Below are 14,587 nucleotides of genomic sequence, written 5' to 3' on the forward strand. Positions count from 1 at the left end.
GTCAACCGGTCTGCACCAGGTTGAAGTCGTCGACGTTCACCCAGTTGCCCGCGTTCGCGTCGGAGAACACGCCGACCTGGACCGAACCGTTGGTCACCGTGATGCCGGAGACGGTGACGTTCGTCCAGCTCGCGAGCGATCCGCTGATCGACGCGGACAGCTCACCCGCGCCGGAGTTCTTCGCGTAGATCGTCGCCTTCTTCTGCCCGCCACAGCTCTTCACCACGCTTTACTGCACTCGCCCGTTCACCGCACCGGTCCGCTGCGACCGTCCGAGCTCGACTCCCTGCGCCGTGGCCGAAACGACCGGATCGCCTGTTTCGACACCCAGTACGGCCAAGGCGGCGAACACCGGCGGTCCGCGGATCTCCCCGGTGAGCCGCGGGAGGGACACCCGCGGAAGGAAGCCGTGCCGCGCGAACCTCGTCCCGGCCGGTCAACCAGCCGACCGGCCGGAGCACCGACTCGCCGAGCAGGCGCCGGCGATCTCGCTCGGCACCGGTTCCTCAGCGGACGTCCACAATGGATTCCTCGGCGGCAGGACCAGGCGGCGGCGAAGCGATGGATCAACCACCGTCCGAAGTAGAGCGACGCGCCGTTGCTGAACACCACAGCCATTCCTCGGCCCGGTCCGCTACCGCGGGCGCGAGGTGGTCCCGCAGCCGGACCGGGTCAGTCCGCCCCCGCGCCCAGTGAGCCTCGGCGGCGTGCCCGCGGACCGAGCCCGCGGCGGCACGACCGCCCGCAGCGGCGGCGCGGCCGCCCGCAGCCGCTGCACGACCGCCCGCAGCCGCGACCGGCCGCCGGCACAGCCGCGGGCGGCCGGTCGCGAAGTCGTCGAACACCCCGGCGGCGGGGTCGCGCACGCGGCGCAGCGCCGTCGCCGAGCACCGCCGTCGCCGACCCGCCCCGGATCCCGCATCCGGGCCTCCGCCCCCGGAGCGTGTCCCGCCCACGATCGGGGCAGCTTCCCGGGCGAAGGCTGCTCTTGGTTTGGGCGGACGGCGGCCGGGGTACTTGTTGCGCGCTCGCGGTACCGGCGAAAGGACAAGCATGGTCGCGCTAGGCGTGATACTCGGCGTCGGTGGAATCGTCCTGGGCGCCGGCGTCCTGTTCCTCACCGGGGTGCTCTTCGTCGTCTGCGGCCTCGTGTCGAGCCTGCTCGGCGCCCGGACCGGACCGGCGTGAGCCACCTGGTGCGGTTCGCCGGCGCGACCGGGCACGTCCGGGTCGGCCTGCTCACCGGCGACCGGGTGCGGCCACTGGCGGCCGAGTCGATGAGCGACCTGCTGCGCCGCCCGGTGGCGGAAATCCGCGAACTGGCCGAAGCCGCCGGGGAGCCGGTGTCCGTCGCCGAAACGCGGCTGCTGCCGCCGGTGGACGGCCGGACGGAGGTGTGGGCCGCCGGGGTGACGTACCTGCGGTCCGAGGAGGCCCGCCGCGAGGAAAGCACCGACGAAGACGTCTACGCCCGGGTATACCGCGCGAAGCGCCCGGAACTGTTCTTCAAGTCGGCGGCCTGGCGCGTGGTCACCGACGGCGAGCCGATCGCCGTCCGCGCCGATTCCGCCAACAACGTCCCGGAGCCGGAACTCGGCCTGCTCCTCACCGCCGGCGGCGAGGTCGCCGGATATGTGGTGGTCGACGACGTCAGTTCCCGCAGCATCGAAGGTGAGAACCCGCTCTACCTGCCCCAAGCCAAGATCTACACCGGATCGTGCGCGATCTCGGCGCGGGTGCGCCCGGCGTGGGAAGTGCCGGACCCGCTGTCGCTCGGCCTCCGCATGCGCATCCTGCGCGAAGGTCAGGAGGTGTTCGCCGGCTCGGCGACCACGTCCCAGCTGAACCGCCGGCCGGCCGACCTGGTCGAGTACCTGTTGCGGGACAACGACTTCCCCGACGGCGCCGTCCTCTCGACCGGCACCTCCGTCGTACCGGGGCTCGATCAGGGCCTGCGGCCGGGAGACGTGGTCGAAATCGAGATCGACGAAGTCGGCTCCCTGCGCTCCCCCGTGGTGCACGGCGCGGACGAGGTGCGCCGCGTCCTGGCCGCGCGCTGAAGTTCCGGCGGAAAAGGGCCACCGCCCGAAACTTTCGCGATCGCCGACGGAAAGCAGTTGGATATCCGCTCACCGGGGTTGTCGTCGGCAAACCATTTACGCTACGGTTTTTGGGAGCGCTCCCAGTGAATGCCGACCCCGCACGTCGACGACGCGAATCCGCTCCGGCATTGCGTGAGAGGAACACCATGCGGAACACCCAGGGAAAGAAGCGCACGACAAGCCTCCGGGCGATGGGCACGGTCGCACTGGTGGGCCTGGGTGTCCTGCTCCCGTCACCGGCCGCGGGCGCGCTCGATGCCGACACCACACCGCCGACCGCGCCGGCCGACCCCCGCACGTCGAACCTGACGTGCACCGGTGTGGTGCTGTCGTGGTCGGCGTCGTCCGACGACGTCGGGGTGGCCTTCTACGACGTCTACCACGACGGGCAGCTCATGACCTCGGTGCCGGGCACGGCGTTGTCGGCCCAGCTGACCGTCGTGCCCGGAGCCAGCTGGGGCCTGTACGTCAACGCCCGCGACGCCGCGGGCAACGTCTCCCAGGCCAGTCCCACGGTTCCCGTCGCCGTGCCGCAGTGCCAGGCCGACACCCAGCCGCCCACGACCCCCACCCGCGTGCGAGCGACCGCGTCGGGCACCACGGTGACCGTGCGCTGGACGGCGGCCACCGACAACGTCGGCGTCACGGGCTACGAGGTGCTCCGCGACGGCGCCACGGCCGGCTCGACCGCCGGTGCGGGTTCGACGTCGTTCACCGACAGCGGTCTCGCCGCGAACACCCGCTACCAGTACCGGGTGCGGGCGCGCGACGCCCAGGGCAACCGGTCGGCGCCGAGCGCACCGATCGCGGTCACCACGGGCGCCTCCTGCGCCACGGCGTTGTGCTCGGTCACCCGGGTCACGACCGAAACGGACCTGCCGTGGGGACTGACCACCCTGCCCGACGGACAGGTGCTCTACAGCCGCCGCGACACGTACGAAATCGTCCGCCTCGACCCCGCCACCGGCACGAAGACCGTCGTCGGACGGATGCCGAACGTGGCGGGCACCGACGGTGAGGGCGGCGTACTGGGCATCGCCGTGGCCGCCGACTTCGCGAGCGACCCGTGGCTGTACGTCATGCACACAAGCTCGACCGACAACCGGGTGGTGCGCATCCGCTACACCGGCGGCGTGCTCACCGGCACCCCGGAGGTGCTGCTCACCGGTATCCCGCGCAACAAGTACCACAACGGCGGCCGGCTGCGCTTCGGGCCGGACGGCAAGCTCTACATCTCCACCGGCGACGGCCAGAACGGAGCCTGGGCCCAGGACCTCGGGATCCTCGCGGGCAAGGTCCTGCGGATCAACCCCGACGGCTCCGTGCCCGCGGACAACCCCTTCGGCACGCCGGTGTGGAGTTACGGCCACCGCAACCCGCAGGGCCTGGCGTTCGACTCGCAGGGCCGCCTCTGGGAACAGGAGTTCGGCAACTCCGTCATGGACGAGACCAACCTGATCGTCCGCGGCGGCAACTACGGCTGGCCCGCCTGCGAGGGCACCACGGGCGACTGCGGGCAAGCCGGCTTCATCGCCCCCAAGCACACCTACCCCGTCGCGGAGGGTTCGTGCAGCGGCATCGCCGTGGTCCGTGACGGTCTCTACGTCGCCTGCGAGCGGGGAACCCGGCTGTACCGCGCGCAGATCTCCGGGGACAGCCTGACCGACGTGCAGCAGTACCTCAACGGCACGTACGGGCGGCTGCGCACCGTGGAGCCGTCGGCCGACGGCGGTTTGTGGCTGACGACGAGCAACTACGGCGACAAGGACAGCATCCCGAACAACAGCAACGAAAGCATCCTCAAGGTCGAACTCGGCCGCTGACCCCGCGCCCGGAAGGAGAGCCGTCATGGCCCACCGCAGGACCCGCCGTCATCGTCGCATGTGGACGGTCGCGGCGGCGGCCACCGTCATCGCGGGTTCGGCGGCGCCGGCGGCGTCGAGCGCCACCGCGGGCGCACCCTGCACCCCGGGCGCGACCTACGGGTCGCCGTTGCCGAGCCAGGCGGTGACCGCCCAGCTGATCCGGGGCGGCTTCACCTTCCTCGAGGGACCCACCTGGGACCGGCGCACGGGCACCCTGCTGCTCTCGGACATGCAGAACCCGGCCGGCCCCCAGCGCGTGCAGCCCTCGACGATGCTCCGGTACACCCCGCCGGCCACTTTCGACACCTTCATCGCCGACGCCGGCAGCAACGGCCTGGCCGTGACCGCCGACGGCACGCGGGTGCTCGCCGCCACCCACGACAACCGGACCGTTTCCGCGTACGACCTGACCGACCGCAGCCGGACGACGGTGGCCGCCGGCTATCTCGGCCGCGCGTTCAATTCGCCGAACGACCTGACCACCGGCGCGGACGGCACCACCTACTTCACCGACCCCGACTACCAGCGCGGCAACCGCGCCGACGAGCAAGGCGGCCGGACCGGCGTCTTCCGCGTGCGCGACGGCGTGGTCAGCCTCGTCGACGACACCCTGCGCGAGCCGAACGGCGTCGTCCTGTCCCCCGACGGCCGGACGCTCTACGTGGGGGCCACCGGCAACGACGTCATCGTGAAGTACACCGTCCGCCCCGACGGCACCACCGGTGACCGCACGACGTTCGCGAACATCCGGACGCCCGACGGCGCGACCGTCGACTGCGCGGGCAACCTGTACTGGGTTTCCAACAGCGAAGGCCTCGTCCACGTCTTCTCCCCGGCCGGGGCCCCGCTCGGCACCATCTCGGCCGGCCGCACCAGCACCAACGCGGCGTTCGGCGGACCGGACGGGCAGACGCTGTACATCACCTCGAGTGCCTCCAGCGGCGGGTTCGGCCTCTACCGGATCCACCTCGGCGTGCCCGGCAACCCCTACTGAGCGGCGAGTTACACCCGCGGGTCGACCGTCCCGCTCCTAGTACTTTCGGCCGAGGTTCGCACCCCCGGAACCCTCCGAAAGACGTGAGCCATTCCGGGGTTCCTCTCGCGGCACCGGTCCGGCCGCCAACGGTCGCCCTACTGTGGCGGTGCTTAGTGATCTTGCACCGGACCAGAAGAGGGGACCACCTTGCCGAACCGGACCGGATTCCTCGGCAGCACGCTCGCGGCGGCGGGCACCGCGGCGGCGCTCGCGCTCGCCACGGCCGTTCCCGCCGCCGCGGCCGAACCATCCACCGTCGAACAGGACGTCACGCAGCTGTACCAGGACGTCGTCGACCTCTACAACGGCCTGCCCGCGGACGCGCTGCGCGGCGTCGACCGGCTCATCGAATCGCCCATCCCGCGGATCGGCCCGCAGAGCCAGGCCGCGGACGGCCCGATCCCGGGCTGCACCCCGGGTGCGCTGCTGACCTACGCGAACAACCTCGCGGCCGCGCTCAGCCCGCTCGAGGGCAAGGCGCTCGACGCGTTGTCGGGCCTCAGCCAGCTCTACGTCCAGGGCGTGACGTCCGACAAGGCACCGCAGGTCTTCGGCACCGACGGCCAGTACACCGCGCGCGCCACCACCGCGATCGACAAGTTGCGCGGGTTCTGGGACATCGAGAGCTGGAACATCCAGCTCGTCGCCTGGAAGGGCACCGACCTCGGCAGTCAGGCGAAGATGGCCCAGACCTTCAGCCTCGGTCTCGCCCCGGCGAAGGTGCAGGCCGCGGCCGCGCTCGCCACCAAGGTGCTCTACGAAGTGCCGGCCATGCAGGGCGGCCGCAACCCGCTGCTGACGTTGAACGCGTTCTCGGCCCCGGCCGGCAGCCTCGGCGGCAAGCGCGTGGCCCTCGGCGACGGCCTGCTCGACACGGTCGACGTCCTCGGCTTCGACGACGTCTCGGTGGAGTCGGTGGTCGGCCACGAGTACGGCCACCAGGTCGACTTCGCCCACGACAACTACCCGCGCAACGAGTCGTCCGAGATGGGCCCCGACGCCTACGGCGGCTACTTCGTCGCGCACGCGAAGGGGTACGCCTGGAACGCCCGCACCCAGCAGGAGGTCAGTTACCTCGACGCGTCGATCGGTGACTGCTTCCACAGCCACGGCACCCCCGACCAGCGCAAGGCCGCCGGCGCGTGGGGCGAGAAGCAGGCGACGAGCCAGAGCAACCCGAACCGGATCATCCCGTCCGCGACGATGATCGAGAAGTTCCAGAAGGTGTACCCGAAGCTGATGCCGCCGGCCGACCAGCCGGCCACCGCCGCGCTCGCCGCGGCCCACGGCTGAGCTTTCCCGGCACCTCAACGCGCCCGCGCCCGGGACCCCCACGCGGAGTCCCGGGCGCGGCGCACCCGCACCCCGGGGATTGCGCCGTGTTCCCGCGATGTCCGGTCGGCCTCAGCGGGCGGGCCGGATCCTGATCGGTCCGTGCCACTCCCCGTCCGGGTCGAGCGCCCGATCACCCTGGGTCAGCCGCACCTCGCCACCGCGCGCGAGCTCGCGTGCCAGTTCGCGAGCCCGGGGCAGCAGCGGACGCCACTCGTCCGCCAGCGCCCGGGCGGCGTCGGAAGGGCAGGTGCTGCTGCGTTCCCCCCGGGCGAGCGCCAACGCGAGGATCGCGGCCCGCAGCCGCTCGGGAACGGGCCCGGCGCCGAGCGCTTCCCGGGCATGCGCCGCACCCGGTCCGCCGCCCTCCCGGATGCGCTCCAGTTCTCGTCGTGGCCCCGGCCGATCGGTCATCCCGCCAGCGTCGCACCGATCGCCCCGGCTCGCCGCGCCGGAATCCGCAGCGTGCGTCCCGCACGGCAGATCCGCCGGTGGCGCACCGCCTGCCGCCCGCAAGGCTGCGTCGAGGCGGTCCGGCGAGCCGCCTGGCTGTGCCCGGGGACGTCGTCCCGCTGGGGGCGATCGTGGCCCTGCCCCGGATCGGCACCTCCCCGGACATCACACCCGGCGGCCGCGCCTTTCCCCGGCCGGTTCGCCGCCGTTGCGGAAACTCAGGTCACGGGGACGCCACCCGTCGCGGTGCAGCGCGACCGCGACGAGGACCAGGACGGCCACCTCGGCCGACACACTGAGCAGCGCCTGCGGCGCGGGCTGGAAGCCCCGCTCGGAAAAGCCGAACAACCCGGTCGTCCGCGACAGCACGAAGCCGGCCAACGCTCCCGCCGCCAAGGCCGCCGCCGTCAGCCGGAGCCACCGGGGGCCGCCCGCCAGCAGCAGGAGGGCGACCGCCATCGACGCCGATGCCTGCGCCAGGAACGCCGGTCCGATCACCGGGATCACCCGGTAGCCGCCGGCGTACAGCTGCGCGTGGAGGAAACCGGTGGCCGCCAGGCACACCGCCGTCGCGATCCGCAGGACCAGGTTCATGCCAGCTTCACGTCCTTCACCGCCAGGCCCGGCCGGCCGGGCCGGAAGGACACTTCGCGGATGCCCAGCGCGTCGGCGAGCTTGCCGGCCGGCAGCGTCACCGGCGTCGGCGCCGGGCGCGTGCCCGGCTGGGGCAGCGGGTACGCCGTCGTCGTCGCGCTGTGGAAGGTGATGTTCCCTTCGGTCTTGGTGAACAGCTGGTGCACGTGCCCGTTGAGGCACGTCACCGACGAGAACCGCCGCAGGTACGACAGGGCCTGCGTGGCGTCGTCGGTGCCCCAGCCCCACGCCGGGTACATCGCGAACAGCGGGATGTGGCTGAACACGACGATCGGCGTGTCCGAGCCGAGCTTCGCGACGTCCTTGCGGACGAACTCCAGCTGGTCCGCCCCGAGGTGACCGAGCTTTTCCAGGCTGAGGGTGTTCACCAGCGCGATGAAGTGGACGCCCTTGACGTCGAAGCTGTACCAGCCGTCGCCCGCGGTGCCGTCGCCGAAAGCCCGGCGGTACTTCTGCCCGGCGTCGTCGATCGAGTCGTGTTCGCCGGGCACCGTGGACACGTGCCCGGTGTCCAGCGTGCCCATCATCTGCTTGACCTGGTCGAACTGGGCCGGCGTGGACAGGTGGGTCAGGTCGCCGGTGTGCATCACGAAGTCCGGCCGGTGGCCGAGCCCGTTGATCTGGGTGAGCGCCTGCGAAAACGACGACTCGACGGCGGTGTTGGCCGGCCCCTTGAACCCGAGGTGGCTGTCGCTGATCTGGACGAACCGCAGCGCGTTCGGGTCGTCGACGGCCGCGGCCTCGCCCGGCGCGGCGATCCGGCTGATCACCTCGCCGCCGGTCACCGTGAGGACCACCGCGGCGCCGAACCACGCGGTGTGGCGCAGCAGCTGGCGCCGGGTCATGCCTTCGGGGCCGTGCTCGTCCTCGGTCACGGCGTCACCGTCACGGTCGCGATCATGAACGGGTGGATGGTGCACAGGTATCCGAACGTGCCCGGCGTCGTGAAGGTGTACGAATAGGACTGTCCGGTTTGGAGGGTCGGCGACCGCAGCGGGCCGCCGGAGCCGGTGCTGGTGACCGTGTGCGCGTCCTGGTCGGAGTTGGTCCAGGTGACCGTGGTGCCCTTCCGCACCGTCGTCGCCGCGGGCGCGAACGCGAAGTCCTTGATGGCCACGGTGTTGGTCGTCGCGTTCACGGACGGCGACGGCGGCTCGGCCATGCTCGTCATACCGGGCATCGACGGCGGTGCCGCCGCGGGCGGCTGTTGCGCGGTGCAGGCCGTGAGCGCCAGTGCCGCCGCGCCCACGAGCAGGAAGTGTTTCGCCCCAACGGAAATTTTCATGCCAGGGATACGCGTGGGGGTTACGCTCCTTCGGGCGGGACCAGCACCTCCACCACTCCCCCGGCTTCGCGCACCTCCAGGTGCGGCAGCGGCGGCGGCGTCACCGGCAGCTGGTGCGTCAGGACGACGCCGTCGACGGCGAACGACGTCCGGTGGCACGGGCAGTTCAGCCGCCGCGCCGGCGCGTCGAGGTTCAACCGGCACCCGAGGTGCGTGCAGGTCGCCGAAACGGCCTGCACCTGCCCGCCGGACCGGTGCACGAACCCGGCCACCGCCCCGAAGTCGAACGGGCGCACGCCGCCGTCCGGCAGGTCGTGCGCCGCGACGACGGCTCGCCACTCGCCGTTCTCGGGCTGCAGCGTCGTTTCCCCGGGTGGCGGCGACGCGGCCGGATCGGCCGCCGACGTCACCAGGTATTCGACGCCCGCGCCCGCCGCGGCCGCCACCGCGGCGGCCGAGGACACCTGGATGAACCGGCGGCGGTTGCCGCCGTGCGCGGGCGCCGGCTCGCCGAGTTCCCGGGCGAGCCGGCGGTGCAGCCCGGCGACGAACTCCTCGCTCGGCGCGGCGCCGCCGGGCCGGGCGGCGCGCAGCAGCACGGCCGTCCGCAGCTCGGCCTCGTCGTCCGGGCCGGCCGCGAACGGGCGCGGCCGTCGCCGCCGCAGGAGGTCCTTCACGAACCGGCGGACGCCTCGAGTGCTCACGTCTCCATCCCTTCCGCCAGCTGGGCCGCCTGGCGCAGCGCCCGGTGCTGGAGCACCTTCGCGTTGCCGACGGTGGTGCCCAGCTGCTCCGCCGCTTCCTTCAGCGAACAAGCCTGCAGGAACCGCAGCCGCAGGATCCGCCCGTACCGCTCCGGCAGGAGCGCGAGGATCGCCTCGGCGCGGGCGAGCGTGCCCGGGTCGACTGTGCCAGCTTCTACTGTGCCTGCTGCAAAACTGGCGACGTCGCGTTCCTCGTCCAGGGTGGTGATCTCCCGGCCGAGCGTGCGCCGCCAGTGCCCGGCCAGCACGGTCCGCGCGGTGGCCAGCAGGTACGCCCGGACCTCGCCCACGCTCGCCGAGACGCGCAGCGGCCGCAACGCGGTCAGGAAGACCTCCGTCGTGAGGTCTTCGGCGTCCGGCCGGTTGCCCACCTTCGAGAACATCAGCCGGTACACGCGGTCGACGTTGTCGCGGTAGACCGCCTCCCAGTCCGGGTAGACGTCCGCCCCGACCGCGTGCAGCCGCGGGCGCGGTGCCGCGCCCGCTTCGTCCTGTTCGGCGCGCCTGCGCCGGAACCGCTGTGCCACCGGCACCGCCCGCCTTCTCCCCACCGACTGTTCCCGCCACTCCGGAGATACGAGCCCGGGTTACGCCGTAACTCGCGACCGTATCGGTGAGCGAACCCTCCGACGACGGGGTCCTCCGACGAACAGGGAGCGAAATGACCACACCGATGTCGCGCCGGACGCTGCTCGTAACCGGCGGGACGGCGGCTGCCGTGCTCGCCACCACCGGCCTGCCCGACGGCGCTGCCGCGGCTCCCGCCCGGCCCGGCGGCGCGGACGTCGTCCTGGCCTGGAACCGGGAGCTGCTGGCCATCGTGCGCACGGCCGGCCTGCAGCCGGCGACGGTACACCCGACCCGCAGTTTCGCGGTGCTGCACGCGGCGATCCACGACGCCGTCGTCGCGACGACGGGCACCGGGCGGCCCTACCTGTTCACCGTCGACGTGCCCGGGCGGGCGGCGCCGGAAGCGGCCGCGGCGCAGGCCGCCCACGACGTGCTGGCCGCGCTGTACCCGGCCCGGTCCGCCGAACTGGCGGGCCTGCTGGCCGGGCAGCTGGCCGGGGTGGCGGATGGGCCCGCGCGGGACGCCGGTGCGCGGGCCGGGCGGCTGGTCGCACGGCTGCTGCTGGGCCTGCGCGCGGACGACGGCTCGGCCGCGACCCCGCCGGTGCTGCCACCGGGCACCGCACCCGGGCAGTACCGGCCGGCACCCCCGGCGTTCGCGCCCGCCGCGTTCACCCACTGGGCCGCCGTGACGCCGTTCGTGCTCGACCGGGCCGGGCGGTTCCGGCCGGGGCCGTACCCCGCGCTGACCGGCGCGCGGTACGCGGACGCGCTGCGGGAGGTGGCCGCGGCGGGGCGCGACACCAGCACGACCCGCACGGCGGACGAGACCGTGCAGGCTCGGTTCTGGGCCGCGCCGATCTGGCACTACTGGAACGAGATCGCGCAGTCGGTCGTCGGCGGCTCCCGCAGCGGGCTGCTCGTCGCGGCCCGGGTGTTCGCCCGGCTCAACCTGAGCTTCGCCGACGCGGTGATCGCCTTCTACGACGCGAAGTACCACTACCGGATCTGGCGCCCGATCACGGCGATCCGCCTGGCCGGCGAGGACGGCAACCCGGCCACCGACGGCATTGCCGGCTGGTCGAGCCTGGCGAACACCCCACCCGACCCGGCCTACCCCGGCGCGCACAGCGTCATTTCCCAGGCGGCCGCGCTGGTCCTGCGCCAGGAGTACGGGCCGCGCCGGCCCCTGGCGGTGACATCGGAAGCCCTCCCGGGCACGATCCGCCGCTTCACGTCGTTCCAGGCGGCGGCCGACGAAGCGGGCCTGAGCCGCATCGCGGCCGGCGTCCACACCCGGCTGGACCACGAAGCGGGACGGCAGCTGGGCCACGACGTGGCCGATTTCGTCCTCCGGTCGTGAGGTGGATTTGTCGACGTCCGCGGGATGGGACGTGGTATCCGCGCCTCAGGGAAACGACTGCCCGACCGCCGCACCACTGAGCTCGCGCAAACCGCAACGGGCCGCAGCGTCGTGGCGTGCGGGTGATCGACCTCAGCGGACGGGCCGCGCCACCCGCCCCTCAGGGAAATCGGCTGCCGAGCGCGGCACCGCCCGCGGGCGCGGCGCGAGCGGGAGGAGCAGTGAGCCCTGGCTCGGCGGCCACCACGTCACCGCCGCGACCTCCCGCAACTGGGCACGCAACCTCCGCAACGGCAACGGGCGGCGGCGGGTCAGGAGCGTCGTGGTGCGGGGGTGGAGGTCCACGAACGGGTAGGTCGTGTGCAGGGCCGCCAGCCGGCGCTCCAGGCGGCGGCTGCGCTCGGTGAGCTCGGCCGCCGGCACCGCCGGCTGGACCACGAGGAACTCCCCCGGGCCGAGCCGGACCGCGCGGTCGAGCGGGCGCAGGCCGTCGCGGAGGAGGTCGGCGATGTTCTGCTCCGTGTGCATCCGGACGCGGGGGCCGTGCCGGTGTTCGACCGCGGCGGGGTCGTCGACCGCGACGAGCAGCAGCCCCAGCGGCACGGTGTCGGTCGCGTCGCCGAGCCAGGCGGCGATCCCGGCCGGGGTGTCGAGCCCGGTGTCCGGGTCGACGGCGGCCGGCGGCGGGGCGGCCCGGTCGCGGGCTGCGTCCAGCTTGGCCGCCACGTGCCGCAACGCCGCTTCCGCCCGGCACTCGACGTCGACCGCCGCCGGGGTCTCGACCGACGCCAGCACCCGGTCGACCTTCCGCCGCACGGCCGGGGGCAGCCGGTCGCCCATGGCGTCGCGAAGCCGGACGATCTCGGCGTACGCCTCGTCGCGGCGCAGACCCCACCGTCCGCTGAACAGCCGCGCGCGTTCGACGGTCGCCGCCTGCGGGTCGACCTCGTCGAGGTCGTGCGCGACGACGGAGGCCCCGAACGTCGGCGAGAGCACCACGACCGACCACTCCCGCGCCAGGGACTCGCCGGGCCGCAGCAGCACCGGCGTGACGCCGTGCGGCAGGTCGGGCCGCCCGGAATCGACCATGCCGACGACCGTGACGGCGGCCCGGCGCGCGATCCGGGCGTAGACCGCCCGCTCGCGTTCGAAGTAGGGCAACCGCTGGAACAGGGCGAACACGACCGTGTCGGCGCCCACGCCGTCGGCGAGGGCCGCGCGCTCGACCGCGTGGGACACCGTCACCAACGCGCGCTTGGTCAGCACGCCGGCACGCGGATCTGCGTCGGGCATGGGGGGATCGCCTTCGCCGGGGAGAGGGAGAAAGCCAACGTACAAGCGACCGCGGGCCCCGGCCAGTCACACAATGGCGTGAACCCGGATGCGGCTTGTGGCACCACAACCCTTGCGTCCGCAGCCGGTCACGGCCACGGCGGCCTGGCTCACCGACGGCAGCGAACTGATACGGCTGTCCGGAGCCGGTCTGCTTGGATGCCGGGGTGACCGTGTACGACCTCGCCCGTCGCCTGCCCGCCGTTCCCGAACTGCGCTCCCTGTGCCGCGCGCTGGCCGCCTTGGACGTCGTGCTGGACCCCGGCAGTCAGGACCGGCGCCACGGTTACGCTCCCGCCTGGGCGCCCGGTGAAGAGCTGGCGTCCATGCGGGACGGTGCCGGCAACGAGTATTCGATCGTGTTCACGCGTGCGGGGGCCTTCGTGCGCGGTTTCGACCACGAGTCACCGATGAGTCCCTACGCCACCGACGACCAGGAGCCCTGGCCCGGTGTGCTCGACGCCGTGCCCGACGCGTTCCGGGACCACGTGGAAGAACCGGCGTTCTGCGACGAAACCGGCACGCCGTACGTCACGGTGTGCCTCTGGCGCGAGCACGGCGACCGCGGCTGGAAGCACGGGACCATCACGTTCCCCGCCCACGGCGACGACGGCGCCGACTGGCTGTTCGGCCTGCTGACCGACGGCACGCCCGAGGCGTTCCAGGAGTGGGCCCAGGATTACTACGAAACGCCGGTCGGCCTCGACGCGGTACGGCACGTGTACGCCGGGCGGCCGCTGAGCGCCGACGTCGTGAGCGCGCTCAATCCCGCCACCACACTGGCCGCCGTCGCGGACCGGATCGCGGCCACCGGCTACCCGCTCGGCTGACCGCCCGGGCTCCTCGACAAGAGCGTCAGAGTTCCCGGACGTGCAGCAACGACCGGACCTTCAGGTGCCGTCGAACCTGGTGGCTGCTCAGCGCGTCGACCACCGTCGCGGCGCCGATCCACCTGGCTCCGGCGTCCTCGACGAGACCGTGGGCACCGTGGGCCTGTCCGCCCGTCTCGATCCAGTCGTCGACGAACAGCACGCGGTCGCCCCTGCCGACCAGGCTCTTGCGGAAACCGAGGGTGAGGTGCCGGTCCCGGTAGTCCGGCGGCGTGGTCCGCTGCCGCCAGACGTCACTGTCGCTCGACCCCACGCGGTTCTTCCGCACCTCGACGAACCCGGCGTCGAAGCGCAGGGCGACCAGCGGGCCCAGCAGGCAGCCGCGGGATTCCGGTCCGAGGACGACCGTGGGCTGTTCGCCGTCGAACAGGTGCGCCAGCGCGGGGCCGAGGCGCCCGAGCAGGCCGGGCCGACGCCACCAGCCTGTGACGTCGGCGTAGCGGTGCTCGTCCGTGCGGTCTCCCCGCCAGGCCACCGCATCGCGAAGCCCCGATTTCACCTCTTCCAGCCACCCGTCCCCGGACACCGGCCCATGATCGCGCCGCCGGCCTCGCCGGGGCAATCGAGTTTGCCGCCCGGGACGGTGGCTACTCGCCGTGCAGTTCGATCGCGTTCCCGGCCGGGTCGGTGAGGAACGCCTGCCGCATCGAGCCGATCGGGAGCGGGTCGCTGACGTCGATCCCTTCGGTGCGCAGCCTCCGGATCTCGGCGTCCAGGTCGTCGGCGAACACCGCGAAGTGCTGGCCCTGCGCCGGCGGCGGGGTGCCTTCGATCAGGTGGAGCTGCTGGTCGCCGACGTCGAGCCAGACACCCGGCCCCAGCTGACCGGGCCGATCGGTGCGGCGCCGGAACCCCAGCGCTCGCTCGTAGAACGCGGCCGACTTCTCCAGGTCGCCGACGACGACGGAAACGTGGTGGATCGCGCGCATCATGCCTCCTCG

General features: G+C 72.9%; 17 protein-coding genes. 7 read left to right on the forward strand and 10 right to left on the reverse strand.

Translation table 11 applies throughout. The annotated features are described in order from the left end of the window. Position 1 precedes the first annotated feature (1 nt). Complete coding sequence (locus tag ACLJOU_RS12665; RefSeq protein WP_410566831.1) at positions 2-226, reverse strand: hypothetical protein; 225 nt, start codon at positions 224-226, stop codon at positions 2-4. Between the two features lie 827 nt (positions 227-1,053). On the opposite strand from ACLJOU_RS12665, the gene ACLJOU_RS12670 reads away from it, so the two are divergent. The 5 genes from ACLJOU_RS12670 to ACLJOU_RS12690 all read left to right on the forward strand — a co-directional run bounded on the left by ACLJOU_RS12670 (position 1,054) and on the right by ACLJOU_RS12690 (position 6,296). Continuing rightward, the gene (locus ACLJOU_RS12670) at positions 1,054-1,188 is read left to right on the forward strand and encodes a hypothetical protein (protein WP_410566833.1); all 135 of its coding nucleotides are present in this window, start codon (positions 1,054-1,056) and stop codon (positions 1,186-1,188) included. Further along, complete coding sequence (locus ACLJOU_RS12675; protein ID WP_410566835.1) at positions 1,185-2,060, forward strand: fumarylacetoacetate hydrolase family protein; 876 nt, start codon at positions 1,185-1,187, stop codon at positions 2,058-2,060. The genes ACLJOU_RS12670 and ACLJOU_RS12675 overlap by 4 nt, the downstream gene beginning before the upstream one ends. A gap of 233 nt (positions 2,061-2,293) precedes the next feature. Next, positions 2,294-3,925, forward strand: coding sequence for a PQQ-dependent sugar dehydrogenase (locus ACLJOU_RS12680; protein WP_410567583.1), 1,632 nt, complete (start codon positions 2,294-2,296; stop codon positions 3,923-3,925). Between the two features lie 25 nt (positions 3,926-3,950). After that, complete coding sequence (locus ACLJOU_RS12685; RefSeq protein WP_410566837.1) at positions 3,951-4,961, forward strand: SMP-30/gluconolactonase/LRE family protein; 1,011 nt, start codon at positions 3,951-3,953, stop codon at positions 4,959-4,961. Positions 4,962-5,150: 189 nt separating this feature from the next. Further along, on the forward strand, positions 5,151-6,296 hold the full coding sequence (locus ACLJOU_RS12690; RefSeq protein WP_410566839.1) for a hypothetical protein: 1,146 nt from the start codon (positions 5,151-5,153) through the stop codon (positions 6,294-6,296). 111 nt (positions 6,297-6,407) lie between these two features. Here the strand turns inward: ACLJOU_RS12690 and ACLJOU_RS12695 are convergent, their stop codons facing one another. From ACLJOU_RS12695 to ACLJOU_RS12720, 6 genes are all read right to left on the reverse strand, one after another. After that, positions 6,408-6,749, reverse strand: coding sequence for a DUF3253 domain-containing protein (locus ACLJOU_RS12695; RefSeq protein ID WP_410566841.1), 342 nt, complete (start codon positions 6,747-6,749; stop codon positions 6,408-6,410). A 204-nt stretch (positions 6,750-6,953) separates the two neighbouring features. Further along, positions 6,954-7,382 (reverse strand): hypothetical protein, encoded by a 429-nt coding sequence (locus tag ACLJOU_RS12700; protein ID WP_410566843.1) that lies wholly within the window; start codon positions 7,380-7,382, stop codon positions 6,954-6,956. Beyond that, positions 7,379-8,317, reverse strand: a complete 939-nt coding sequence (locus ACLJOU_RS12705) for a metallophosphoesterase family protein (RefSeq protein WP_410566845.1) — start codon at positions 8,315-8,317, stop codon at positions 7,379-7,381. Before ACLJOU_RS12705 ends, ACLJOU_RS12700 begins: the two co-directional genes overlap by 4 nt. Beyond that, positions 8,314-8,727: a plastocyanin/azurin family copper-binding protein gene (locus ACLJOU_RS12710; protein ID WP_410566847.1), complete on the reverse strand. Its 414-nt coding sequence runs from the start codon at positions 8,725-8,727 to the stop codon at positions 8,314-8,316. The genes ACLJOU_RS12705 and ACLJOU_RS12710 overlap by 4 nt, the downstream gene beginning before the upstream one ends. A 20-nt stretch (positions 8,728-8,747) precedes the next feature. Further along, positions 8,748-9,431: a ubiquinol-cytochrome c reductase iron-sulfur subunit gene (locus ACLJOU_RS12715; protein WP_410566849.1), complete on the reverse strand. Its 684-nt coding sequence runs from the start codon at positions 9,429-9,431 to the stop codon at positions 8,748-8,750. Then, positions 9,428-10,024 carry an RNA polymerase sigma factor gene (locus ACLJOU_RS12720; protein ID WP_410566851.1) on the reverse strand — a complete coding sequence of 199 codons (597 nt, stop codon included), beginning with the start codon at positions 10,022-10,024 and terminating at the stop codon, positions 9,428-9,430. The genes ACLJOU_RS12715 and ACLJOU_RS12720 overlap by 4 nt, the downstream gene beginning before the upstream one ends. 128 nt (positions 10,025-10,152) lie before the next feature. On the opposite strand from ACLJOU_RS12720, the gene ACLJOU_RS12725 reads away from it, so the two are divergent. Beyond that, positions 10,153-11,424: a vanadium-dependent haloperoxidase gene (locus ACLJOU_RS12725; RefSeq protein WP_410566853.1), complete on the forward strand. Its 1,272-nt coding sequence runs from the start codon at positions 10,153-10,155 to the stop codon at positions 11,422-11,424. 132 nt (positions 11,425-11,556) lie between these two features. On the opposite strand, the gene ACLJOU_RS12730 is transcribed toward ACLJOU_RS12725, so the two are convergent. Then, a complete protein-coding gene (locus ACLJOU_RS12730) occupies positions 11,557-12,717 on the reverse strand; it encodes a DICT sensory domain-containing protein (protein WP_410566855.1) in 1,161 nt (386 codons plus the stop codon). Positions 12,718-12,923: 206 nt separating this feature from the next. Here ACLJOU_RS12730 and ACLJOU_RS12735 point away from each other — a divergent pair, with 206 nt between their 5' ends. Beyond that, entirely contained in the window at positions 12,924-13,586 is a 663-nt protein-coding gene (locus ACLJOU_RS12735; protein ID WP_410566856.1) for a hypothetical protein, read from the forward strand. 25 nt (positions 13,587-13,611) lie between these two features. On the opposite strand, the gene ACLJOU_RS12740 is transcribed toward ACLJOU_RS12735, so the two are convergent. Both ACLJOU_RS12740 and ACLJOU_RS12745 read right to left on the reverse strand, forming a co-directional pair. Then, positions 13,612-14,172 (reverse strand): phosphoribosyltransferase family protein, encoded by a 561-nt coding sequence (locus tag ACLJOU_RS12740; protein ID WP_410566858.1) that lies wholly within the window; start codon positions 14,170-14,172, stop codon positions 13,612-13,614. Between the two features lie 61 nt (positions 14,173-14,233). Then, positions 14,234-14,575 carry a VOC family protein gene (locus ACLJOU_RS12745; RefSeq protein WP_410566860.1) on the reverse strand — a complete coding sequence of 114 codons (342 nt, stop codon included), beginning with the start codon at positions 14,573-14,575 and terminating at the stop codon, positions 14,234-14,236. Positions 14,576-14,587: the final 12 nt, after the last annotated feature.

Source organism: Amycolatopsis sp. cmx-4-61 (assembly GCF_046548775.1).
In the GTDB taxonomy this organism is placed as follows: Bacteria; Actinomycetota; Actinomycetes; order Mycobacteriales; family Pseudonocardiaceae; genus Amycolatopsis.